Annotated in this window: 21 protein-coding genes; 15 read left to right on the top strand and 6 right to left on the bottom strand. The window is 64.2% G+C overall.

Annotated elements, in window-relative coordinates; all coding sequences use genetic code 11:
* The first annotated feature begins 62 nt into the window (after positions 1 to 62).
* The 4 genes from F1C58_RS16810 to F1C58_RS16795 all read left to right on the top strand — a co-directional run bounded on the left by F1C58_RS16810 (position 63) and on the right by F1C58_RS16795 (position 8244).
* Positions 63 to 4592 (top strand): FtsK/SpoIIIE domain-containing protein, encoded by a 4530-nt coding sequence (locus F1C58_RS16810; protein WP_185204277.1) that lies wholly within the window; start codon positions 63 to 65, stop codon positions 4590 to 4592.
* A 95-nt stretch (positions 4593 to 4687) separates the two neighbouring features.
* Positions 4688 to 5251, top strand: coding sequence for an excalibur calcium-binding domain-containing protein (locus tag F1C58_RS16805; RefSeq protein ID WP_185204276.1), 564 nt, complete (start codon positions 4688 to 4690; stop codon positions 5249 to 5251).
* 150 nt (positions 5252 to 5401) lie between these two features.
* Positions 5402 to 5950 (top strand): hypothetical protein, encoded by a 549-nt coding sequence (locus F1C58_RS16800; protein ID WP_185204275.1) that lies wholly within the window; start codon positions 5402 to 5404, stop codon positions 5948 to 5950.
* A 335-nt stretch (positions 5951 to 6285) separates the two neighbouring features.
* The gene (locus F1C58_RS16795) at positions 6286 to 8244 is read left to right on the top strand and encodes an RCC1 domain-containing protein (protein ID WP_185204274.1); all 1959 of its coding nucleotides are present in this window, start codon (positions 6286 to 6288) and stop codon (positions 8242 to 8244) included.
* A gap of 12 nt (positions 8245 to 8256) precedes the next feature.
* Here the strand turns inward: F1C58_RS16795 and F1C58_RS16790 are convergent, their stop codons facing one another.
* From F1C58_RS16790 to F1C58_RS16780, 3 genes are all read right to left on the bottom strand, one after another.
* Complete coding sequence (locus F1C58_RS16790; protein ID WP_185204273.1) at positions 8257 to 8703, bottom strand: hypothetical protein; 447 nt, start codon at positions 8701 to 8703, stop codon at positions 8257 to 8259.
* 54 nt (positions 8704 to 8757) lie between these two features.
* On the bottom strand, positions 8758 to 9507 hold the full coding sequence (locus F1C58_RS16785; protein WP_185204272.1) for a M23 family metallopeptidase: 750 nt from the start codon (positions 9505 to 9507) through the stop codon (positions 8758 to 8760).
* 178 nt (positions 9508 to 9685) lie between these two features.
* Positions 9686 to 10393: a hypothetical protein gene (locus F1C58_RS16780; RefSeq protein WP_219732086.1), complete on the bottom strand. Its 708-nt coding sequence runs from the start codon at positions 10391 to 10393 to the stop codon at positions 9686 to 9688.
* A 101-nt stretch (positions 10394 to 10494) separates the two neighbouring features.
* On the opposite strand from F1C58_RS16780, the gene F1C58_RS16775 reads away from it, so the two are divergent.
* Positions 10495 to 11211: an SOS response-associated peptidase gene (locus F1C58_RS16775; RefSeq protein WP_185204270.1), complete on the top strand. Its 717-nt coding sequence runs from the start codon at positions 10495 to 10497 to the stop codon at positions 11209 to 11211.
* On the opposite strand, the gene F1C58_RS16770 is transcribed toward F1C58_RS16775, so the two are convergent.
* The 3 genes from F1C58_RS16770 to F1C58_RS16760 all read right to left on the bottom strand — a co-directional run bounded on the left by F1C58_RS16770 (position 11208) and on the right by F1C58_RS16760 (position 14148).
* Positions 11208 to 11603 carry a hypothetical protein gene (locus tag F1C58_RS16770; protein ID WP_185204269.1) on the bottom strand — a complete coding sequence of 132 codons (396 nt, stop codon included), beginning with the start codon at positions 11601 to 11603 and terminating at the stop codon, positions 11208 to 11210. The two genes, F1C58_RS16775 and F1C58_RS16770, sit on opposite strands and share 4 nt — an antisense overlap.
* Before the next feature lie 120 nt (positions 11604 to 11723).
* Positions 11724 to 12344 (bottom strand): hypothetical protein, encoded by a 621-nt coding sequence (locus F1C58_RS16765; protein ID WP_185204268.1) that lies wholly within the window; start codon positions 12342 to 12344, stop codon positions 11724 to 11726.
* A 97-nt stretch (positions 12345 to 12441) separates the two neighbouring features.
* Positions 12442 to 14148, bottom strand: coding sequence for a PD-(D/E)XK nuclease family protein (locus F1C58_RS16760; protein ID WP_185204267.1), 1707 nt, complete (start codon positions 14146 to 14148; stop codon positions 12442 to 12444).
* A gap of 68 nt (positions 14149 to 14216) precedes the next feature.
* Here F1C58_RS16760 and F1C58_RS16755 point away from each other — a divergent pair, with 68 nt between their 5' ends.
* The 10 genes from F1C58_RS16755 to F1C58_RS16710 all read left to right on the top strand — a co-directional run bounded on the left by F1C58_RS16755 (position 14217) and on the right by F1C58_RS16710 (position 22335).
* A complete protein-coding gene (locus F1C58_RS16755; protein ID WP_185204266.1) occupies positions 14217 to 14846 on the top strand; it encodes a DUF4190 domain-containing protein in 630 nt (209 codons plus the stop codon).
* Between the two features lie 564 nt (positions 14847 to 15410).
* Positions 15411 to 15578 (top strand): hypothetical protein, encoded by a 168-nt coding sequence (locus F1C58_RS16750; RefSeq protein ID WP_185204265.1) that lies wholly within the window; start codon positions 15411 to 15413, stop codon positions 15576 to 15578.
* 141 nt (positions 15579 to 15719) lie between these two features.
* Positions 15720 to 16613: a hypothetical protein gene (locus F1C58_RS16745; protein WP_185204264.1), complete on the top strand. Its 894-nt coding sequence runs from the start codon at positions 15720 to 15722 to the stop codon at positions 16611 to 16613.
* Complete coding sequence (locus F1C58_RS16740) at positions 16610 to 17563, top strand: NAD(P)/FAD-dependent oxidoreductase (protein WP_185204263.1); 954 nt, start codon at positions 16610 to 16612, stop codon at positions 17561 to 17563. Before F1C58_RS16745 ends, F1C58_RS16740 begins: the two co-directional genes overlap by 4 nt.
* Entirely contained in the window at positions 17560 to 17964 is a 405-nt protein-coding gene (locus F1C58_RS16735; RefSeq protein WP_185204262.1) for a hypothetical protein, read from the top strand. Before F1C58_RS16740 ends, F1C58_RS16735 begins: the two co-directional genes overlap by 4 nt.
* Positions 17965 to 18010: 46 nt before the next feature.
* Positions 18011 to 18370 carry a hypothetical protein gene (locus F1C58_RS16730; protein WP_185204261.1) on the top strand — a complete coding sequence of 120 codons (360 nt, stop codon included), beginning with the start codon at positions 18011 to 18013 and terminating at the stop codon, positions 18368 to 18370.
* A 251-nt stretch (positions 18371 to 18621) separates the two neighbouring features.
* Positions 18622 to 19449 carry a hypothetical protein gene (locus tag F1C58_RS16725; RefSeq protein WP_185204260.1) on the top strand — a complete coding sequence of 276 codons (828 nt, stop codon included), beginning with the start codon at positions 18622 to 18624 and terminating at the stop codon, positions 19447 to 19449.
* Positions 19450 to 19682: 233 nt separating this feature from the next.
* On the top strand, positions 19683 to 20231 hold the full coding sequence (locus F1C58_RS16720) for a hypothetical protein (protein WP_185204259.1): 549 nt from the start codon (positions 19683 to 19685) through the stop codon (positions 20229 to 20231).
* Positions 20232 to 20279: 48 nt separating this feature from the next.
* Positions 20280 to 21092 carry a hypothetical protein gene (locus tag F1C58_RS16715; RefSeq protein ID WP_185204258.1) on the top strand — a complete coding sequence of 271 codons (813 nt, stop codon included), beginning with the start codon at positions 20280 to 20282 and terminating at the stop codon, positions 21090 to 21092.
* 196 nt (positions 21093 to 21288) lie between these two features.
* A complete protein-coding gene (locus F1C58_RS16710; RefSeq protein ID WP_185204257.1) occupies positions 21289 to 22335 on the top strand; it encodes an RNA ligase (ATP) in 1047 nt (348 codons plus the stop codon).

The following is a 22335-nucleotide window of genomic DNA, read 5'->3' as shown; positions in this document are numbered from 1 at the left end:
CCCCCCACCCTCATCTCGTCGAGCAGAACTGATCTCGCACACCGCACTAGAAGGAAACTCCCATGGCTACGAAAGCCCCCGAATCCCAGACGAACCTTTCCCCGATCGTGGCGGCCGGTTCCGTGGCCGCCTCCGCCGTCGCGCTCTGGTACGGATACCCCGGATTCCTGGTCATGTACGTGGGCTTCATCGCAGCCGGGTTCCTCGCCACTGCGCCTCAGATGACCGGATACAAGGAGAAGTCCGGCCTCGTCTGGGCAAGCGGTCCCGCGGAGGAGAAGTCGATGCTGTCCTTCCGAATGTGGGACAGCCTGAAATGGTCCCTCATGGTTCCCGGCAAGGCCTGGTTCCCGATTTGGTTCGAGAAGCGAGAGAAGCCGATCGACGCTCTGGCGAACAGCAAACTGTTCTTCCTGCGCCCGCTCGGCACCTGGCACATCTCTCAGCTGTCCACCCAGTTCAGTTTCTGGGTAGCCGCCGGCCTCGCCGTCGTCGCCGCGGCAATTCCCACGAACGAGTTCTCAAACTGGGGTCGGGTCATCGACGCTGCCGCGGTCTACATCGTGATCAACCAGCTTGCCTCATCCATCCGCGCGAACTCCGCCCCGGAAGATCAGGCACCCTCCACCGCGTTCGAGCACCTCGTTGCCGGCGTCCAAGGTGAAGCTCGCGGGCGCACCGTTGGTCTGATTATCGGCGCGGCCGGCGCCGCATTCGCCGTCACCCTCGCCTTCGGGGTAGGTGCAGCCCACTACAAGCTGTGGACGATCGTGTCCCCGGTGCAGCTGTGGGAGATCAGTATTGCGCTCGCTTTCGTGGTCGCCGGAGCGATCCTTCACGCCGGACTCCGCGCAGGCGTGCTCAGCGAATGGCGCGACCTCGTCGCCGCTCGAGCTGAATGGAAGCCCCGCTGGGTGTCAAGCGAGATGAAGCTCGACCAGGCGCCCCGGATGCTGTCCCACCAGAAGTTCGGAGACGACGTCGTGGTGGACACCTTCGAAGCTTCCGCATCTGCCGGAGCCGCCGCGACGCTGCTGAAACTCGCTCCGCTTATCGCCATCCAGCTCGGATCCGGCCGGAGGGTCGCGATGTTGAACGTCCCAGATGTGGACGCTTCCGGCCAGCCGATCCCCGGAACCGCGCACCCGCTCCGTATCCGGATCGTCATCTGGAACACGGGAGAGCTTCCGTCTCTGGCCACCAACGAAACCGATCCGGACCTGTTCGATCTGGCTGTCGAATCGACGATGGCCTGGGTGTGCGAAGAAGGGAAGCTCGGCCGGCCCATCTTCATTCAGAAGAAGGACATCGCCCGGGCGGCCGTCGCTGAGATCGAAGAAGACGAACCTTGGGACGACGATGACGACGAATCGGAGATCCTCGACGAGCCGGAACCGGAGGAGACCGAGAAGGTTCCCGTTCCGATCCCCGGTGCGTGGGCGACCCAGTGGTCCTTCCCCGACACCCCAGGCGGCATCGGCGGGATCCGCGCGGCCGCGCGGCACCTCTCAGGTGAGCTTGGAGTGGAAGTCATCGTCGACGCCGAAAACCGGATCATCTACTACGGAGCGTTGACCGAAGACGCACCGGAATTCACCGACCCCAGCGTGGGTCGCCGCTTCCGCGACATGGCCGTCGACGCCAAATGGGCCGAGCGGTGGAAGGACGTACTCAAGCAAGCCGCACGCCAGCCGTTCCCTCAGCACCCGGTCTACGTCGAGGCGAGGCTCCCGATCGGCGGCGGCACCGGCGCACGTTACGCTACTCTGTGCTGCCAGCCCTTCGTGGTCCCGCAGGGCGTATCGATCATGGAGTTCATCCAGCCCGCCGTGCGAATTGAGCCCGCACTGGCGACCACGCTCAAAGCGGCACCGTTCGTCAGCGTCACCGGGTTGGCCGGCCATCAGGGCGTCAAACCGGGCGGCCGTCACCAGCAGGCCATCGCGATCTACTGGTCGGCCGATGAGCTTCCGAGCACTCCGGACACCATCCAGCCTTCCGACAACAACAAGGCGGCCGGGTGGCTCCTCGCCGGACTTTTGAACCGGGCGTTCGACGTTTCCAAGCTCGCCCGCCCGGAGGTCATCAGCTCGATTCCGTTGACGGAACGCACGTCCCGCGGCCACATGTGGAAGATGCAGGTGAAGCTCTACGGCGGAGTCACCATCGCCGAGGTCCGCACTCAGGCGCAGAAAATCCGCCAGGCGCTGAACAGCCAGTGGCTTCGCGTCGCCGACGGCGGCGACGGGGTGGTCGTGATTGTCGCTGGGGCTGACCCGGCCACACCAGGATTCGTCTTCGCCAGAACCAGGATGCGTCTCTCCAACCAGGACTATGTCACCAGCCTCGACTGGGAGCAGGCCTTCCTGGTCACCAAAGTCCTCGGTGACGGAGGTGCTCTACCGAAGCTCCTGAAAACGGAACTGCTTTCAACCAACGAGAACGTCCAGGTGATCGACTTCGAGCTTCCCGCCCCGCTGACTCGAGGTCGGGTGAAAGAGGCCGTGGAGGCGCTGAAAACGGCGACGAAGAACGCTTTTGTCGACGTTCGTGCGGGAGTGGATGGAGCCTCCTCCGTCCGACTCCTCGTCAGCAAGGTGCACCCGCTTCCAGATTCCGCGAGTGTCGATTGGACATTCGTGGACAGCGTGGACGGGATCATGCCGTTCGCCACCGGAGTTGAAGGCAACCCGATCTCCTACGACCCGAAAGTGGACGCGCACGTCCTCATCGCCGGCGCGTCCGGTGGTGGCAAGTCTGTCAGCCTGCAGGTGGTCCTCTACCCGGCCGCCGTGCAGGGATGCGAAATCTACGTGGTCGACCCCACCAAGGGAGGCGCTGACTTCGGATTCGTCCGACCGTACGCCCGAGCGTTCGCGTCCACCGTCTCCGAAGCCGACGCGGTCATGAAGCACGTGTACAAGGAAGTCCAGCGTCGGAAGAGCCTGAACGCAGCTCACGGCGTCGGTGGCTACCGAGACCTGCCCGAAGAAATCCGCCCCAAGCACATCTACCTCGTCATGGACGAGTTCACCAGCCTCATGCAGCCCGACGCCGTCAGCAAGACAGCATCGGAGGACCCCGAAGTCGAAGACGAACGCCAGCAGCAGATTCGCGACAACGAGGCGAAAGCGCGCATCGGAACTCTGACCGGGAAGATTGCCCGCGAAGCTCGAAGCGCCGGCGTGACACTGGTGCTCGCCACTCAGAAGCTGTCCGCGAAAATGCTCGACACGATCCCGGGAGCGGCTGACCTCAAGGTGAACCTCTCCCGAATGCTCATGGGAAACGGCACGCAGGGCGACCGTCAGAGCGCTCTCAAAAACTGGGTGGAAGCCCCGTCGCTCGGCGACCATGTGCCCCGCGGCCGCGGCCTGTGGGAGACCAGCGCAGGACTTGCCGAGATCATCCAGGTCTGGTTCGAGCCGAGCCAGGAGACCTTCGCTCGGAAACTGGCCGAACGTCGTGACCCGATCCCGGAAAGCGAGAAGGTGGATCTCAGCGCCCTGATGGTGAAGCCCGCCGAGTCAACCGCGGAGTTCCGCGACCTCGGAGCGAGCGCCGAGGCCCAGGTCGTGCTCGAGGACCTCGGCGTCATTGAGGTCAACATCGACTTCGACTCGCTGATGGCTGAGATGGACGACGAGGAGCCTGTCACAGATGTGCCGGTCGCGGAGCCCGCCCCGTTCGACGACTCGTTCTTCCGTCTGGACGACGACGACGACGAGATGGTGCCGACGGAACCGAACCCCGTGACCGCCGAACCTCTCGCAACCAACGACATCCCGCACGCTGTCGTTTTCCTTGACGTCGACGGGGTCTTCTCGCCGATCGCCGCCACGGCAGGAGACCCGACCTGGGGCAACTGGGAGTCGATGGATGTCAGCGGGATGGGCCATTGCGCTGTGTCCCCGGCGCTGGGCGCGGCAATCGGCGGCGCGCGCGCGACCGTGGTCTGGGCGACCGACTGGAGCTCGCAGGCCAACGATGCCTTCGCGGGTCTCATCGGCCGCGGCCCGCTCCCTTCGCTCACCTCCGGAGAAGGCGAGGATCACGGCTGGTGGAAAGTCGGCGCGATCGAAGCGTACGTCCTCGCGCACCCGGACGTGAAGAAGGTCGTCTGGATCGACGACAAGATCGACGAGGAAGGAGACACCGGCCTCACCTGGGGTGAACTCGCCGACGACATCCTCGAAACCGCGGGCGTCGCCGTTCACCTCGTCGCCCCAGCGCAAAGCGTCGGCATCACCGTCGACGAGTGGTCCGGAGTCGTCGAGTTTCTCGATGAGGGGGACGATTCGGTAGTTGAGCCCGAGATCGACTCTTCCGTCGTTGAACCAGCAGCCGCGGACCGGTTCGCTGAGGAAGAGTATTCCGAGACTCAGGAGCCGGCTGCGGTCGAGATCGCAGCTGAGGTCGAGGTGGCAGAAGAGCCATTCACTCTGATCATCCCGCGCCGCGCCGACACCGCCGCGGCCGCCGAGGCCGCTCATCCCGCCGTGGTCCCCGCCGCCGAAGGTGAGGTGGACGAATTTCGTGCACCGACCGGCCGGCGCGTGGCCGCTTCCGCCACCACCAACGACTGGGACTGACCCCGATCGGACGAGGGCCGTCATTTGCGTGGCGGCCCTCTTCTCATGACTGACAGACCTCTCACTCTCGAAACCCACAGAACTGGAACACATCGATGACCTACATGCCCGAAGGCTGGTTTCCGGACCCCCTGAACAGCAACGGGATGCGATGGTGGGACGGCCAGGCATGGACTCAGCGGATCCAGAACACCACCGAAGCACCAGCGGAAGACATCACCCTCGGGGCCGCCGAGATCGCCACTGTCGCGCTGCCATCGACGAATGAGAAACCGACCAAACCGAAACGAAAGCTCCCCGCCGTACTCGTGGTGATCATTCTGGCGGTCGTCGTCATCGTCGGCGCTGTGTTCGCTATCCCTGCCGTTCTGGCGAGCAACACCCGACCGGCCGCCGCCGCGGTGCAGGTGACCCCGGCGCCGACAGCGACGAAATCTCTTGCGCCGGTGGACAGCAGCAACGCAATCTCCAGCGCGGTCGGCGGCATCAACGACCTCGGCCTGGTCGACAAAGCGCACCAGGTGGCCAAAGCTGCCTCCGATCCGGTCTACCCGGACTGCGCCGCGGTCATCGCGGCGGGGAAAGCGCCGATATCCATCGGATCGCCCGGGTACACGAGAGCTCTTGACCCGGACGGCGACGGCATAGGCTGCGACTGACCTGCGGTGGCACCTAGCCCCGCCGCAGAATTGCCGCGCATGGAATCTTGGATACACCGAGACACCCAAGCCCGGAATAGAAACGACACAACCATGTGCCCCCAAGACCACGTAGACGAACTGTCCACACTCTCCCCCAAGCAGCAGGCCGTGCTCGATACCCTGTGGCGGCGTGCGATCACGGAACTCACCCACTTCGTGAACGAGCACAACCGACTTCCAGGCAGGGCGGATGTCGACTACGGCTCCGTCAACTACAAGACGTGGCTCACCACCCGCCGCAGGGAACTCAAAGACGGAATGTTGTCGTCCAGCCGAAAAGGAGACCTCGACGGTGTGTTCCCCGGTTGGGAAAATGTCAGAATCCAGAACGATGTTTGGTCGCAGACAGTCGATGAGACCATCGGTTTCGTGCGACTGTCTGGGGAGCCTTTGATTTCCGGCAGCAGCGAAACGGAGCTCCGGCTCGCCCGGTGGCTGGACCGTCAGCGCGAACTCGGCAAATACGGGATGACCAAAGTGAGGTACGCCCGGTTGAACGCCGAGTTCTCAGACTGGGAGCTGCTGAGCAGCGACATGAACGGGTTTGTGTGCCAGGGTCCGATGCGGATCAAGCGCACGCATGGCGAAAGCCCGTACTCCGGGGTGGATGCGCATACGTCGTCGAATTTAGCGGCGACGACGCGGATCTCCGTGTAGCCGCGAACGGTGCAGTTGAGGGGGAGGAATTCCGCGATGGCTTGGAGTTGCGCTACATCAACGGGTTCTCCATGAGTCGGGAATGGTTCGGAGACGACCTCTCCTTGCGTGCTGCGCTCCGATTGCCGCATCTGGCCGTCGGCATGATCCCGTTCGTATCTTCCAGCGATGGGGAGCAGTATCGGCCGAGGTCGGTCGTCAAATCGATTTCGAAGCTGTAGTCCGCGGGCGGGAGCCCTGCCGGCCAGATTCGGGTGACGATTTTGCGTGACCGCGCCCTTCTTGAGGATGACGGGACCGAACGGCGCGTCTTCCTACTGAATTGGTGCTCCCTCTTGAATCCCAGCCTCCTCTCCGCAGCGCAGCGCATGCGCTCCGTCCTCCGCAACCCGCGCGCAGCCATCGACCTCGCATCGATCATGGTCGGAGTGCTCGTCATCGGGGTGATCTCCGGGATCATCGCAGTCAGCGTCTTCGCGATTGTCCCCTGGTCCCAGGACGAAGCCGCCAAGCAGAACCTCGGATCGGTGACGACAGCGGAGTCCGCCTCCCACGTCGCTGACGGCAGCTGGTTCTCCTACGACTCGACAGCCGACCCGAGGGGCGATGAGGCCCGGAAGGTCAGCTTCGAGAAACCCGCCCAGCATCTCGTCGTCGACGCTGACAAGGAAGGCTGGGTTGCCGGAACCAAATCTCCCACCGGCCGCGTATTCCTCAAGACGAGCATGAGCCCGTCCGTCTTCGACGCGAAGAACGAGGGGTACACCATGGCGGGCGGCATCGGTGAGGTCGCCGGGACCGCGCGGTTCGCGGCTCCCGCGGCGATCGCCAGCGCTCTGCCTGCGGGCTTCGATATCCCCCGAGTGCAGGCGCTCGTCAACCGTCTCACCGGGTACACCGCGCCGGTTATCCCCGCGGTCTCACTGTCGTACTCATCCGGCGTGTTCGACCGTGCCGCTTCGTCCCAGTCGGTGACTCCGACCGCTGCCGGCGGCTCCGGTGCTCTCAGCTTCTCCTACACGGGAACTCTGCCGTCGGGTGTCACGTTCGACTCCGCGACCGGGATCTTCACCGGTCCGAGCGCATGGGGCCGCAACTTCACCTCAGTTGAAGGCGGCGCATACGACGCATGCGGAATCTCAGAAGGCGCCGCGTACTGCTGGGGCTACAACGCGTATGGCGGCCTCGGCAACGGCACCTTCACCCAATCGAACGTCCCCGTTGCCGTGACCGCATCAGCTTTCGGCGGCAAGCCCGTCACCAAGGTCAGCGCCGGCACCTACCACTCCTGCGCCATCTCTGACGGGAAAGCGTTCTGCTGGGGCCAGGGCACCAACGGAAAGCTCGGAAACAACGCGACAACCAACAGCCTCGTGCCGGTGGCCGTGCAGGGAGCCATCGTCGGGCACACAGTGACCGACATCGCCGCCGGGGTGCAGCACACCTGCGCCATCGCCGACGGAAAGGCCTACTGCTGGGGAAGCGCCGCGAACGGTGCTCTCGGAACCGGAAACCAGGTCGACTCGAAGGTGTCAGTTCCGGTTGTAGCGACCGGAGGGCTCGCCGGCAAAACTGTCACCCAAATCTCCGTCGCCCAGAACTTCACCTGCGCGATCGCGTCCGGTGCGGGGTACTGCTGGGGCGCAGGAGCAAGCCAGCAGCTCGGAAACGGCCTCGCTGGAGACAAGCTCGTCCCCACCGCAATCACCGCGACCACCGGAACTCCGCTGGACGGGAAAACCGTCACCGAGATCAGCGCAGCTGCGTTCCACGCGTGCGTAGTCGCGTCAGGTGCGGCGTACTGCTGGGGAACCAACAGCTCCGGCGAGCTCGGGCTGGGAACAACCACCTCAAGTCTGACGCCGAAAGCCGTGGTCACCGCGGCGGGAGCGTTGCTCGGCAAGACGGTGACATCGGTCTCCAGCGGTGCCAACCACACGTGCGCCGTCGCCGACGGAGGTCTGTACTGCTGGGGCAATGGCGCGAGCTTGGGAATCGGTCCTTCCGCGAACAAGACCTCACCGGTGGCGTCGAATCTGAACGCTGGCCTCACGAGCTCGAACGCAACTGCTGTGTTCGCAGGCGACAGCAGTACCTACGTCACAGCGGGCGGCAAGCTGGTCGGCTTCGGCCAGAACAGCAGCGGCCAGCTCGGGGACGGGACAACAACGAACCGTCTCACCGCGATTCCGATCAACGCCGGCACGGCAGCGGCGTTCGACAGCACGGTCACCGTCACGGTCACCGACGGGACACGCTCCGCCAGCCAGGATGTGCAGCTCACCCTCCCGTAACGGACAAGGAACCTACGACCTGACATCCGGCCACTGAGCCAACGGTGGGACGGTGACGACCACTCTGTCGTCGCCCTCCCACACGATGTTGCGGGTGGGTTCCGTGAAGCCTGCCGCGTGGATGATCGCGACGGAGACAAGTTCCGTCAGCCTTCGATCGAGGCCCGCCACCTCGCTGCCCAAATCGATCAGCGTCGTTCCGCCTATCGACGCCGCGATGCGGAGAAGCCGCTGCTCGCCACCGGACATCGCCCCGCACAGGTTCGGGATCTCGTCGAAGTCGATCCAAGGCCGGTGGGCATCGTTGTCATACCGAACCCAGGGGCGTCCCGACCCAGCGAAACCAGCGCGAATGAGCAGTTCCGTCGCCGCCACCAAGGTCGTCATCCCACGGGCCCACCCGCGCAACGCGTCGAAATGCTCCGCGTCATGAAGCGGAACGGCGAAGTCAGAGGTCATGCGACCATCATGACAGTCAGATGCGACACCGGAACTGCGACAGCGATACCGAAATCAGCCCACGTTCGCTTGCAGCCAGACGAACGGATCCACCGGAACGCCGGCGAGATGAATCTCAAGGTGAAGGTGCGCGCCGGTGGACGCGCCGGTTGATCCGACCTGGCCGATGACCTGGCCGGCCGTGACCGTCTCCCCGACGCTCACAACCACTGTGCCGATCCCCATGTGACCGTATTCGGACTGGACACGCTGGCCGCCGATCACATGCTCGATCATCACGTGGTTGCCGAGGCCGCCGACATCGTTCTTCACCAGAACGACGACACCGTCCGCGATCGCGTGGACAGGGACACCGAAGCCCGGAGTGAAATCGAGCCCGAGATGCATGGTGGAGCAGAACGAGCAGTTCGGGACCAACCGCGGACCGAAACCGCTCGCGATCGGGGAGCCGTCAGGGAAAGGCCAGCGGACAGCACCGGCAGCGACAGCGCTGTACGTGTACTTGCGACCGTCGAAGCTCGCGCCGGACACCACCCTCGCCGGGGCCGGCGGAGGCGGAGGAGGCGGTGGGAGGGTGACGGCGTAGCCATCGCGGGCAGACGCGGCGTGAAGCGCGGTGGAGCTGACCGTTATGGTCTGCGGGTTGGAAGACGATCCGGCAGACGCTGACGTCACCGTCGGGTCGGCAGGTTTCACGAACGCGTTGGCCGGTATCGTCGATGCCACGAAAATGAGGGCAACGCCGGCCATCACCGCGGCGCCGGGAAGCCCGCGGCGGAATCCGAGGGAACGATGGTGGCTCACGAGTGATGGCTCACACTCTGCGACCCCGCGGCGGTCCTCGTGGGAGAACCCAGAAAACGGCTCAGGAGCTCCGCAGCGGCCGCGAGCGACGAGATGTCGTCGGCGGTGATGTGAGGCGGTCCAGCGGGCTGGTGTAGCTCGGGGGTGCAGGTTCCGTGACCGCGGTCACCGACGCCGCTCATCCGGCCCACCCGGCCGTGTTTACCTCCGGCTCTTGAGGCACTCTCCCAATCGCCGGGCGGCGGACGCCGCGGACCTTGGCGAGCAGCTCCGAAGACCAGCCGTTCGACGCCGCGATAGCAGCCCAGGTCTCCTCATCGGCGGGGTCCTCAGCGACAATGGCCCACAGAATAGCGTCGCGCTCCGTAATCTCCGCGTTCCGGGACGCGGTGCTGACAATCACCTCGAGGAGCTCCACCGGTGACGGTTCCGCGGCATCCTTCTCGACGCGTTCCTCCTGCAGACGCCGGACCGTCGTGATCTCCTGCTCGAGGTTCTCGATGGCGCGTTCGGTATCGGCGATGTCGGCCTGGCATGTGCGCAAGTTCGTCGCTGCTCCGGTGCGAAAGTAATCGATGCGCTCGAGCAAGGACAGGACCGACAGAATCACAGTCACGGCGGCGATCGTGCCTAGAAACAAAAGGAGGGGACCGGCGACCGGCATATAGAAGGCGTTTGCAGTCCAGATGGAAGCGGTTGCCACAGGGGCGGATATGGACAGGGTGATGATCGACGGTTTCAGCAGCTGGCCGAGAGTGAGGGCAGCCTCCCACTCAAAGTCCGCGAGCCGCCGTTGGAGCCGTTCCAGGTTGGCCTTATGGCCCTGCAGTCTTTCCACCGCGGTGTAGATGCGGCGGCCGGTTTGCGCGTCAAATCTGTCAGTCATGAGTCTTCTCGCTTCGAGGGTGAATTCGTTCTTCACCTCCTCTATGCGCAGAAGCCGGAATCGGCTGGGCGGGGTCGGGGATCTGAGAGACAATGACAGCCATGTGCGGCAGGTTCTCCCTCGACAAATCCACCGACGAGCTCATCAGCGAGTACGTCGCCACCGGCGGCGACTTCCGCAACTGGCGGCCCGGCTGGAACATCGCGCCGACGCAAACGATCCCCGTGCTGCTCGAAACGGCCAAAGGGGAAGCGGAGACGCTCCGCCGGCTGGAACCGGCCCGCTGGTCGCTCACCCCAACCTGGTCGAAAACCCTTACAACGAAGTTCCCCACCTTCAACGCCCGCTCCGAAGGCATCACTCAGAAAGCCACCTGGAAAGGGCCGGTCAAAACGCACCGTGCGATCATTCCAGCGTCCGGGTACTACGAATGGCAGACCGACCCGGCCACCAAGAAGAAGACCCCGTTCTACATCCACCCCGCCGACGGCGAACTGATGAACCTCGCCGGCCTGTACTCCTGGTGGAAGGACACGACGAAGGCCGAAGACGAACCGGGGCTCTGGACGCTGACCGCGACGATCCTCACCTCCGACGCCGTCGAACCGCTGTCCGGAATCCACGACAGGAACCCCGTCCCGCTCCCCCGCGAATGGGTCGATGACTGGCTGAACCCCGAGATCGAAGGGGACCAGAAATTCGTCGACGACGCGGTCCACGCTGCGGTGCTCATCGCGGAAGCGCTCGACATACGTCAGGTCAGGCCGTTGCGAGGGAACGGACCGGAGCTCGTAGAGCCGGTCGATTCCGGAGCCTAGAACTTCGGGACCAGTGACGCCCGCTCGTACATTTCGATCTGGTTCTGCAGCGTCCCGCGAATCGTCGCGGTGAGACCACGGCTTGTCACCGACCTGACCTCGGCCACCCCGAAGTGGCTGGAAAAGTACCGGTCGCCCGCGACGAGGTCGTCGCGTCGAGTCATAACCGCGGTTACAGGCAGCACGTGTGAGAACCACGTCGTCACCTTCTGGCCGATCGAGTAGGTGGAAAGGCCCTTGTGCTCGCGGTACCGCTCCGACATCCACAGATCGTCGACCGAGAGGTAGTCGTGATCGATGACCGCCGTCCAGCCGTCTATTCTGCCGGCAAGAACGGAAGCGATCGACGCGGATACCTCATCGACATTCGCCTCGATCAAGACGATTGTCAATGCGCTGCCACTAGACAGCGTCATCGAACTGTAGAGGAAGCTCGGGAAGTACGGCGCGGCGCAAGCAAAAGGCCCCGCCAGTCACCCGGCGGGGCCTTTCATGAGGACGTTCCGTTCGCGCTAGGCAGCGGCGACCGCAACTGGGGCAGCCTTGACGGGGACCACATACCCGTCATACTTACCGAGGTCGGTGACGAGACGGACGACGCGGACCTTCAGGTTCGGGTTCGTCTTCATCGTCTCGATCACCTTGTAGACGAGGACGCGGTGGCCGATGAGGCCGAGAGCGTCCTGAGCCATGTTGTAGCCGTCGAGCGAGTCGGTGCGCTCCGTGCGGAGCGCCTCAAGGCCCTCCGGAAGCTTCGGCATGTCAGCCGACTTCGTGCCCGCGGCGCGCGCCGCAACCTGGATCGCGTGAGCGGCCTGGATCTGCTCCGAGGTGTACAGCGGCGCCGGGGAGACGCCGTTCTCGATGCGGGGGACGTCCTGGAAGTAGAGGACGCCACGGGTGGACTTCGCCTCCTTCTTCACGAGCGAGAGAAGCGCGACGAACTTCGTCGAGGAGTCGATCTCGTCGATCGCCTTCACGAAGACCGACTCGGGGTCGGAGAGGACCGCGGTGATCTTGCGAGCTCCGGCGAGAACCTTCGCCTCCCAAGCCTCAGCGTTGTCGCCGACGGGGCCGGCTCCGGTGATCGCCGCGACGATGATGTTGTCCTTGGTTGCCTTGTCGAGTGCCATTGTTCTGTGGTGCCTTTCGTTGGATGCTGCCGAAGCAGCGGTTTTTCAGTGGGTGATCTGTGGGAGGCGAGCCGCGCGGTGCGGCCCGCCGGGACGGTTACGCGACCTTCTGCACGCCCGGCTTCGGGCTGGCGATCGAAGCGACAGCCGTGGGGAGGAGAGACGAGAAGGAAGACGTTTCGATGGTCGTTCCGAGGTTGAACAGACGGAGCCCCTTCTTGATGAAGATGGTCGTCCGCTTGGTTGCAGTGGACTGCCATGCAACCCATCCCGCCTCATCGGTCGCATCCCACGGAAGCGGGAGGGTCTCGATGGTCGTACGAAGAGCACCGCGGATGCGGGTGTTGATCCCGTCGTCCCAGTTGAACTCCCCGCCGCGAACGTCCTTCTGGACGGTGATGATGATTTCCGCGAGCAGGTCAGTGAGACGGTCGATGGTCGCGTTGTTCAGCGGGCGACCGGCTTCGATGAGAAGCTCTCCGGCCATCTGCGGGATGGAGGTCACAGCGATCGCTGCGTAGCTTGCGCCGTTCAGCTTTCCGTTGATGGTCGCTTCCCAGGGCTTGCCTTCGGAGAAGAGAGATTCGGCGATGGACATGATGTTGGTTCCTGTTCCGTTGTTGTCGGCTTTGTCATCAGGTACATGCGCGGTGCTGTTCGAGGCCGTCTGCGCGGTGTCTGCACCGGCGAACGGGTCAGCCGGGGCGGTGTCGGAAAGCGGGATGAACTCGGTCGAAGGCGCGGACTTGATCGCGGCGATCGCAGCCGATGCGGCGATCGGTTCGACAACCGGGTTGGTCACCGGAAGCTTCGAACCGAAGTGGACGGCGTCGGTGCGGACAGTGGGGATGCCCAGCTGAACCGCGGACGGCGGCACGTCCTTCACCTTGTCGCTGACGGACTTGCCGGCGGCCTTCGCTGCCGGGCAGGCGTTCACGAGCGGGCACCAGCCGCAGAGCGGACCGGTCTTCGTCGGGAACTTCCCGGAGTCGGTGACGATGTTGTGGATGTCCCAGGCCGCGCGGAAGTCCTTGCGGGTGTGATCCATCATCAGCTCCGACAGCGGGATCTCCCGCGCGGTTCCGAACTGGGTGTAGTGAATCTCGCCGACCGCGGCGGACTCCCCGGTGACCTCGCGAACCGCGTCCGAATAAATACGGATCTGGTCGCCGTGGTCGTCGCCGTAGCGTCGCAGGTCGAAAGCCGACTTCATCTTCCCGGTCTTCAGGTCGACGATCTTGAAGCGGTCCTTCTCGCGGACGACGATGACGTCGACACGGTCGATGAAGCCCATCGCCGGAACTCCGCCGGCGATGGTGACACCCTCGAAGGACATCTCCGTCTTGTAGGTGGTCTGCTGCCGCGGGTCCTCGATCTCAAAGACCCTCGCGCCGAGGCGAACGATCTCGCCCTTCCATTCGAGCTTCGTCTTCTCCCAGTCGGTGAGGTTGATGGTGTCGGACACCTTGGCGAACTCGTCAGCGGACCATTTGATGTCCGCGTGGCTGTCCTTCAACGCGTGAAAAGCGTCGAGGGTGCGGTCGTCAGCGGGCATGTTGTACATGTCCTCGATGATCGCGTGAGTGGACGTTCCGAGCTCCGAGACGGAGAACGGGTCCTTCTCACGAGGAAGCAGCTTCTCGGCTGCGTACTTCGCCAGGCAGCCCTTCATGGACTTGCCGGTGGAAGCGGAGAGAGCCTTTCGTCGGATGCGCTTGTCGACGACATCTGGGTCTGTGGCGATGAGATATTCGCCTGACCAGGCGAGGCCTTGGATGAGTGGGGTGGCAGTTGCAGTATTCACAGCAGAGACATGCGCGGCACTCCTATTGGGGATCGCCGCCGGCCGCCGCGACTCGGTAGGTTTGCCAAATGGAGATCGGCACGTCGCTCGAGCAGTTCCGCGCGTGCCTGCGCAGCGATCAGGCTCGAGGCCGGCTCGGGCTGACACTGTCGGCGGAGGACGCGATATGGGTGGCCGAGGATCCGACCCGATCTGCCGACTACTACGCACGATGGGTGTCCGCGAGGGAGGCCGAAAAGTCAGCTCCGGCCGCGGTTGTCGACGCCAGTTCCGAAGCGGAACATGAGGTGGTGTTTCAGCCGGTCTACGTCCCGACTCCGGTCGCTCTCCCGGGGCGACAATCGGTTCCGGTCTCTGGGGCGCAAGTGCGATCGACAACCACCCCGCCGCAGACCTCAATTGGCCATCGGAGCACACCGACGGACGCCTCCGAAGTGGCAGGGATTCCGACCCGTGGATTCGGAAGCGGAGTGCTCCCCTTCGTCCTGTCTTTGATCGCGATTTGCTTCACTACGACCCCGTTCATAGTTCTGCCGCTCGGCCTGATCGGCGTGGTCTTAGCCCTGAGACTGCTCTTGAAATCACCACTCGGGTATCGCGGAAGAGGGCTCGCGATCGCCGGATTGGTGATCGGCGTTGTCGCCATCGGCATCGATCTCGCGATCATGGCGATCGTTCTCGCTGCAGAATTTGGGTGAAACCGCTCCGAACGCGCGGTCCGGCGCGGTCCGCTGGCTCCCAGGACGGCGATTGCCGTCCATCGTTCGGCTGCGGAAAGCACCGCGGAGCACTCGAAATGGCCGTTTCGAGTCGAAATCGGGCGATTCCTGGTAACTTGTTACCTCAAAAAACCAGGGGCTGGTAACCACAAAAATGCTGGTCAGCGTTTGAATTTAGGCCCCAGTTACCCAGTTACCACTTTCCCGGGACCCATGCTTAGGGGAGGGGCTGGGGTACTAGTTGGCCCTATAGGCCTTCTCTCTTCCTCATGTATATATATATTTATAACTTGGTAACTTGGTAACCACTACTACAAAAGGGGCTTGCATCCCTTTGTTTATATGGGCGGCAAAAGTTACCACCCCCTGGTTGAAACTGGTAACTCCGGTAACTGGACGTTTCCTGAAAGAAACGGCAATTCAGTCCCCCGTCACGGTCAGACCAGACTTTCCTGAATCGACCAGCCAGGATCTCCGACGACATCCTGTCCACGAAACCCGAACCCGGTCCGGGCCCTGCGCGCCGACCTCGAAGGAACGAACATGGCGAGTTGGAGCTGCCCGGTCTGCGGAGAAGAAGCGGACGAGGATCAGGTCGACCCTCATGGGCATTTCAGCTCCGAGGGCGAATGCGAAATCTGTGGTGACCAGGAGGACGAACACACCCCTGACGGCGACCAGCCGGACCACGAATTCGAGAGTGCCGACTGACCCAATCTCTGGGCTGCATTAGCTTCCCAGCAATCTGAATTTCGGCGTCCCTCCAGACGACCTCCAGTTGCCACATGTCTCTTCGGTAAGACCACACGGGAATCCGTCCCGAGGTCACTGAATAGATCTGGGAAACCACCAATGGAAATTCGCCGCCGTCAGTTTCTGACATCCCCCGGTGAGTCCCTGCTCCTGCCCATGCAGGCGATGGCGATCGCCGATCGGCTTTCGCGGTGGACTCGATACTCGAACCTCCCCAAAGAGGTCATCGTCTCCTCGCCCCTTCTCGCCATCCCCCTCTCCAAGCGCGAGCCTGGACAGCGCTGGCCAGCCATCGCCGAGCCTTCCGCCTTCTGGCACCCGCAGCTGTGGCTGCCGGAACGCCTCACCGCACCGGAGACCGGAGAGCGCACCGATGTGTGGGCTGTCCGCGTCGCACTCGAGCTGACCATCACCGGCCTCTACGACGTGGAGACCGGAACGTGGTTGGACGTCCTGTCCACCGTCGGCCTCGACTCCGAGGACCCGGTAGTCCAGGCCCGGATCACCGAGTGGCTGGAAGGCGAGCCGGACGAAGACCTCGACCGCATCGACCTCTCCGACGGCATGAACGACGCCACCGAGGTCGACTGGTCCCGCCAGCAGGCGGAGGACCTCCTCGCGCTCCTCGTTCCCGCCTCCTGGGCTGTCCTCAGCAACGACCTGATCGCCATGGCTTCCGAATCGCTCAGCGACGAGGCTCTCGACATCGAGATCCTGACCAACGACGCGAAGACGATCTTGTACCTGGCGCAGGGTTCGATCGGCGACGGCCCGGCCGGCGCTGAGGGCGAGGAGTCCCCCGCGTCTCTCTGGGGGCGGATCCTCGCTGATCTGGAGAACTGGCCTCTCCGCCCGCTGCAGACCCTGATCGACGGACCGTTCGACGCCCTCGTGGAGTCGCTGTACAGCATCCGGAACGACTACTGGGTGTTCGTCGAAGCCCTGTGGGAGAACCGTGTCACGGCGGATGCGTCCGAGGGCGCTCTGGTTTGACCACTGCCGGCGGGCCCCGTGAGCTGATCATCATCGGCTCCGGGCCGGCCGCCCTCACCGCCGCCATCTACGCGGCGCGCGCGAACCTGAACCCTCTCGTGCTCGCGAGCTCCGTCTCCGCCGGCGGCGACCTGATGACAACCACCGAAGTCGACAATTTCCCCGGCTTCCCGGACGGCGTCCAGGGCCCGGAGCTGATGGCCGCGATGCAGGAGCAGGCTGAGAAGTTTGGCGCCGAGGTCGTCTACGACGATGTCGTCGACTTGCGACTGCACGGCGAAACGAAACAGGTCACCATCGGCGACGGGACCGTTCACGACTGCCTCGCGGTGATCTTCGCGACCGGGAGTGCCTATCGGAAGCTGAACCTGCCGGACGAGGAACGCCTGTCCGGGCACGGTATCTCCTGGTGCGCCACCTGCGACGGGTTCTTCTTCCGCGAGAAGACGATCGCCGTCGTCGGCGGAGGGGACTCCGCCCTTGAGGAGGCACTCTTCCTGACGAAGTTCGCCGCGAAGGTCTACGTTCTCGTCCGCTCGCGCCTGCGGGCGTCGAAGGCCATGCAGGACCGCGCAAACCGGAACCCGAAGATCGAGTTCATCTTCGATTCCGCGGTCGTCGCCCTCCACGGCGACGACCACCTGAGCGGTGTCACCCTCGTCACCCCGTACGCCAGCCGGCACCTTCCCCTCGACGGTCTCTTCGTCGCGGTGGGGTCGGACCCTCGCACCCACCTTGTGCACGGGAAGCTTGCGCTCACCGTCCACGGCACCGTCGAAGTTGACGGCCGGTCCTCCCGCACCAGCCAGGCGGGTGTGTTCGCGGCCGGCGATGTTATCGACCCGACCTACCGCCAGGCGGTCACCGCCGCCGCGTCGGGGACGGTCGCCGCCCTCGACGTCGAGCATTACCTAGCCTCACTCACCAGCACCAGCCGAAAGCCGCAATGAACCACCAACCGATCTCCACTCCAAGCCAGGCCGCCCTCGATCTGGCTGACCTGCTTGAACTCCGGCAACGTCAGATCCGCCGGGGGAACACTTTCCTCACGCTCGGCGCGCTTGTCGCGCTCGTCAGCTGGTTCACCCTGCCGGAAGGGATCCGCTTGGCGACCCGCGGCGGCGTGAACGCGCAGGCCGGCTGGCTTTTCATCGCCATCAGCTCGTTCGCGATTGCGGCCGCGGCTGCCGTCATCCTGGCGGGGGTCCGCTGCCGCCGGGCTGGCCTGTCCGGTTCGATGACCCCTGCCAGTCAGCACGGGAAAGCGAACTCCCGCTTCGACCACGTCCCCGGATCGCCACCCGCCTCGTCGAACGCCCCGTTGAACTGGACCGGCTCCACGCTCCACTGACCGCCTCTCGGACCGTCCCCGTTTCGAGCCGCACACTTACGCCCACATGACGACCTTCACCGAAGCTGACCACCACCGCCTTGTCGGCAAGTTCGCGAACAAGCCGCAGGGCGCGCCGGAAATTCAGCTGGGTACGTCCGAGCCGAAGTTCGTCTCCCACGGGATGACGTTCGAGAGCCTGCCGGAGCTGACCGCGAAGCTTCGCCAGTTGGACGCGGATGACGCGGCCAACGGTGTGAGCGACGGGCGCGCGACTGAGCGTGCGACGATTTTCGCGGATCTGGACCGGGAGACCGGTTCGTTCCTCGCGACGACTCGTCTTCTGGTGAACGCGGAGTACCTCGAGAGGGTGGGCGCTCCGGTGCTGCCGTTGCGGTCTGAGATCGATGTGGTCCGCGTCCGCTGAGGCCGGCCGTATCGCTGACGCACTTTTCGGCTCGGGCGCTAGCTCGGGCTAGTCTTCTGTCGCTGGACCTCACCGGCCGCGATGAGGTTTTCGAGGCGACACTGCGTGCGACGACGGGGAAGGACGCGTTCGAGCGGTTGTTCGCGGAGCGGGGCGGGGTGTACTGACCCGGGGTGCGGTCGCCCGCTCCTTGAAAGCCAGAACCATACCGTTTTCGGTATGGTTGCGCCGCGCCACACACATACGTCGGCATGACTTTCAACGAACTCTTGCACCCGCGTCTCGCCGGCAAATTCGCCGACAAGGAGCAGTCCGCCCCGATCGTGGAGCTCAGCTTCCGACCTCTGTCGGTGGATCCTGGTGTGATGAGCACGTTCACCGCTCGTCAGCTCAGCCTGCCGGCGTCCAGCCCGGTCGATCAGATGAGGGTCGGATATGCCGAGGGTGACTCCTCTGTCACCGCGGCCGCCGGCGTGGACGTCGACCTCATCGCCTCGAACCCGGGTCGGCTGCCCGACGACGAGTGGAGCGACGAGCTGATCTGGAAGACGGGGGCGGTGAGCTCGTTCTTCCGCGATCGATTCGCGGCGGTCTTCTACGACGCCGGTGATTGGGAGCGGTCGTCTGTCTGGTTCGACCTCCCCGACCATGACCTGACCGTCGACGGTCTGGGTTTGAACACCACTGCGATCTGTGAGACGAAGATCTCCGAGCTCGTCCGCCTCCGCGACGACGCCACTCTCGGCGCTGACCTGGACAAGCACCTGCAAGCCCATATCGCTGTTGGTTTCTCCGACATGCTGAACGGCCGTGATCTGACCGTGGACGATGTTCGCTCTGAGGTTCGCGCTCGCATCGGCGTCCGCGAGCTGGACAACCGCACCGCTCTGGCCGGCGCGAAGTATCTCGGTGAGACCTACCCGGACGCGAAGACGTTCGGCTCGTTCGGGCTGACCGGTTCGCTCAACGTACCGGCGCTCGGAAACGAGATCGGTACGATCTACGACCAGTTCACCCCGGCCGACAAGGACCTCGCCTCGATGATCGGCACGTGGGCGCTGGCGAAGCACCGCGGGTAGGGATGTGAACTGTCGCAGATTGTGCGACAGTTCGTTTTTCGTGCGTCTTCGTCGGCCGGTGCGCAATAAAACTGGTCTTAAGGGCCGTAAGACCAAATTTATTGCGCTTTTCGTGTACTCGCTGTTCGCATCAGTGCCGGAGGGCGGGGCTCTCCCGCCGCATGTCTCTTTCGTGAGGTCGCCTGCATGCCGGAGCTTCCTCGACACCTGATTTCAGACCGACGGAGACGCCCATGACTGACGACGCAGATTTCGAACCCGCTGAGGTTTCCGCCGCGAAGAACATCGCCTATGCGACGATCGGCCGTTCGCTCGAGCGTGTCGGCGTAGACGCTGAAAGCGAGGACAGTCCGATCAACCTGTCGGTCGTCGCTGATGATGTCGTCGAGGCTCTGCTCGCCCAGGGGGTGACGATCCCTGAGGAGATCATCGACCCGTTCTCGGGTGTGCCGGCGCAGTGTTTGCCGCTGGGGCCGACCGGGTTCACGGACGCTGAGACGCTGGTGATTCTTCGTGCGGGCGCTCGGGCGTTGCGTGCGACGACGGACCCGTTCAATGTGGCGGTCGCTGAGTGGCTGCATGGGGAGGCGCTGGTGTTCGCCGGGTGCGCGCCCTTTGCTGAGATCACATCTCTGCAGTTCGAGGCGGCCGGCGGACCGATCGGGTATATCCGGATCGGCCGGTTGGAAAGCGGCGACATGCAGATGGCCAGCAGCACAGTTCCCGCAGCTCTTCGGGTGGCGTTGGCGGCGATCGAGGAAGTCGATCTGACGGCGAGGTGAGCGTCGTCACTGTCGTCCGGCCCGGGAGAAGCCGCACACGTAGTTCCCATGACTGACTTCGACTCCATCGCCCACCCGCGCGCCAGCTCCGGCGTCTTCGTCGACAAGCCGCAGAGCGCACCTCAGGTGGCTCTGACTGCCGCGGATCCCACTCCGGCCAACGCGGCGTGGGAGAAGGCTCGCTCCGCCTACTGGGATGCGGGGAGGAATGTTCTGGATGCTGGTGTCTCAGCGATGAAGGAAGCGATCCGTAACGCTGCACCGAACGCCGCGACCGCTGAGTTCGAGATCTTCGACGACATCGACGCTTCCTCGCTCGACTTCGTCCGGCTTCTGGATGAGGACGGGAATGAGATCCCGATCGACCAGTACGGCTACGACGACATTCGGGACTACCTCGACGTTATCGGCGATGAGTTCAACGGTTCCGAGGATGCCCGCAACACCGAACTCGAACGGGTGGTGAACGAGGAAGGTCGCGAGCGATTCACCCTCCGGACTGCAGCTGACGAGGGTCGCTCAACCTGGGCTATCGACCGGGAGATCAGCGCAGTCGCCGAAGCGATGAACGAGATGGTGGAACGCAAGAATGCGCTCGCGCTCGAAGGCCTCAGCCAGCACGTCCGCCACTACGTCGGCAACGGAACGGCAGCGCTTGTCGAACGTGACATGGTGAACGGTCGACTGGCCGTCAACCAGATCGTTTCCGCTGACGGCGCCCCGGTGTGGGAGCGCGGCGCGGCCGGGTTCCCTGCCGACTTCGAATCGAAGCTCGACGCGTACGTCGTCTCGCTCGACTGGGGCATCGGTTCGGAACGGCTCGGTAAGAGCCCCGGCGTCGACATCACCATCGCCCTGTAATTCACCTGGCGCCGGGCTGCAGCTGCTGCCCGGTTCAACGATCGGAAGGCTGAACCATGTGCGACGGAACCTGTAACTGCGGCCGCAACATCACCATCGCTGACGCGAATGCGGCCGCGGTCGCGAGCATGCAGGCGGGCGCCGTGGCCAGCGCTGCGCGCGTCACCGGTTGAGCTTCGCCGCGCATGCCGTTGGTATGACTCTCACGCTTCCGGCACGAACCGAAACCATCCGCCGCCTCGCGACCATTGAACGGATCGAATCGATCCGTGACATCCCCGACGCTGACGCGATCGTCTGCGCGCGGGTCCGCGGGTGGGACGTGGTCGTAAAAAGTGGCGATTTCGTCGCCGGCGACCTGTGCTTGTACGTGGAGATCGACTCTCTCATCCCGACCGCCGACCCAAGGTTTGATTTCCTCGCACCGCGCGGTGTCCGCACCGACCCGGAAGGCAACACCGGTCATGTTCTGAAGACCGCGAAGCTTCGCGGGCAGTACTCGCAGGGTCTCGCCCTCGGACTCGCCGAGTTCCCGGAGTTCACCGATGCTTTCATCGGCTCCGACGTCACCCGCGACCTCGGCATCGTGAAGTGGGACCCGCCGATCCCGGCAGAGCTTGCCGGCAACGTCCGCGGCGTGTTCCCGGCATGGATCCCGAAGACTGACGAGGAGCGCATCCAGAACAACGGAGCGATCATCGGCACGCCCGGCAACTGGGTGGCAACGGAAAAGATCGACGGAATTTCGATGACGGCCTGGACACTCAGGGAGGACTTCGGTGTCGCGCAGCGGAACTACGATCTGCAGGAGAGCGACAACCTACTGTGGGCGACCGCTCGGCAGCTCGGCCTCCACGAAATTCTCCGCACTCTCGGCGAATCGGCAGCCGTGCAGGGTGAGCTGTTTGGCCCGTCGCTTCCTTCGAACCGGCTCGGCCAGAAGTCCGTCCAGTTCCGCGCGTTCACCGTATTCGTCGACGGCGCAGAGCTCCCGCGCAGCGAATGGCCGGCTGAGCTGCTCGCCATCGCGGTCCCGATCTACGACCTGGTTCTCCCCGCGACCGTCGAAGCAGCTGTCGATCAGGTCGACGGGCTCCGGTCGCTGGTCAACCCGGAACGCGCTGCCGAAGGTGTGGTGTGGCGGAACATGACCGACACGACCATCGAAGTCGACGGGTACCGCCAGCGGGCGTCGGCGAAGGTCATCTCCCGCAAGTACCTCGCGAAGCACCAGGACAGCTGA

The organism is Glaciihabitans sp. INWT7, from assembly GCF_014217685.1.
Taxonomy (GTDB): Bacteria; Actinomycetota; Actinomycetes; order Actinomycetales; family Microbacteriaceae; genus Lacisediminihabitans.
Note: the sequence above shows the minus strand (reverse complement) of the source record. Positions and strands in the feature narration are given on the sequence as shown.

Coding starts and splice junctions, on each gene's coding strand:
- F1C58_RS16735 (WP_185204262.1), top strand. CDS start 17,560: ATGAACCACCAACCGATCTCCACTCCAAGCCAGGCCGCCCTCGATCTG.
- F1C58_RS16745 (WP_185204264.1), top strand. CDS start 15,720: ATGGAAATTCGCCGCCGTCAGTTTCTGACATCCCCCGGTGAGTCCCTG.
- F1C58_RS16720 (WP_185204259.1), top strand. CDS start 19,683: ATGACTGACGACGCAGATTTCGAACCCGCTGAGGTTTCCGCCGCGAAG.
- F1C58_RS16725 (WP_185204260.1), top strand. CDS start 18,622: ATGACTTTCAACGAACTCTTGCACCCGCGTCTCGCCGGCAAATTCGCC.
- F1C58_RS16765 (WP_185204268.1), bottom strand. CDS start 12,344: ATGGCACTCGACAAGGCAACCAAGGACAACATCATCGTCGCGGCGATC.
- F1C58_RS16775 (WP_185204270.1), top strand. CDS start 10,495: ATGTGCGGCAGGTTCTCCCTCGACAAATCCACCGACGAGCTCATCAGC.
- F1C58_RS16710 (WP_185204257.1), top strand. CDS start 21,289: ATGACTCTCACGCTTCCGGCACGAACCGAAACCATCCGCCGCCTCGCG.
- F1C58_RS16790 (WP_185204273.1), bottom strand. CDS start 8,703: ATGACCTCTGACTTCGCCGTTCCGCTTCATGACGCGGAGCATTTCGAC.
- F1C58_RS16730 (WP_185204261.1), top strand. CDS start 18,011: ATGACGACCTTCACCGAAGCTGACCACCACCGCCTTGTCGGCAAGTTC.
- F1C58_RS16750 (WP_185204265.1), top strand. CDS start 15,411: ATGGCGAGTTGGAGCTGCCCGGTCTGCGGAGAAGAAGCGGACGAGGAT.
- F1C58_RS16715 (WP_185204258.1), top strand. CDS start 20,280: ATGACTGACTTCGACTCCATCGCCCACCCGCGCGCCAGCTCCGGCGTC.
- F1C58_RS16755 (WP_185204266.1), top strand. CDS start 14,217: ATGGAGATCGGCACGTCGCTCGAGCAGTTCCGCGCGTGCCTGCGCAGC.
- F1C58_RS16780 (WP_219732086.1), bottom strand. CDS start 10,393: ATGACTGACAGATTTGACGCGCAAACCGGCCGCCGCATCTACACCGCG.
- F1C58_RS16805 (WP_185204276.1), top strand. CDS start 4,688: ATGACCTACATGCCCGAAGGCTGGTTTCCGGACCCCCTGAACAGCAAC.
- F1C58_RS16810 (WP_185204277.1), top strand. CDS start 63: ATGGCTACGAAAGCCCCCGAATCCCAGACGAACCTTTCCCCGATCGTG.